The 520-nt window shown below is 65.8% G+C and carries 1 pseudogene; it reads left to right on the forward strand.

Annotated features, from left to right (window positions below):
- Positions 1–83: 83 nt before the first annotated feature.
- Positions 84–520, forward strand: a pseudogene (locus tag ASG88_RS10710) (HNH endonuclease); the annotation flags it as partial.

A 520-nucleotide genomic window follows, 5' to 3' on the forward strand; every position in this document is an offset into this window, starting at 1 on the left:
GTCGTCGAAAGTCGTGTCCACCATCCGGTCAGAACGGGTCTTCGTGGCCTCTGATTGTCGGTGGTCCCTGATTGGCTTGGGTCATGTCATCGATCACCGCMCCMGCTCTGCCGGACTCCCCGGCSGAGSTGTTGCGTGCGGTGCGCGAGCAGAAGAAGGCAGCCGACAGGGCCGATGTCGAGATGATGCGTCTCGCGGTGCACTGGGCGGATCTGCACATCGCGGACCCCGAGTTCGCCGAGGCGTGCTTCACGTCTCCGAAGACGTTCGCCGGTGAGGGTTCGCCGTCGATCGATGAGTTCTGTGTGCCSGAGTTCGCGACGATGCTGGGTCGGACCAACGACTCCGCTGGTCGGTTCCTCACCGACTGTGTCGAGGTCGCCTACCGGCTGCCCAGGCTCTGGGGTGCAGTGCTGTCCGGGTTGGTGGCGGGGTGGCGGGCGCGGATCATCGCGCAGACCACCCTCGCCCTCACCTTGGAGGCCGCGACCCACGTCGACGAGCAGGTGTTCTGGTGTGC

Origin of the sequence: Nocardioides sp. Soil777, assembly GCF_001428425.1 — a bacterium.
GTDB lineage: Bacteria > Actinomycetota > Actinomycetes > Propionibacteriales > Nocardioidaceae > Nocardioides > Nocardioides terrigena.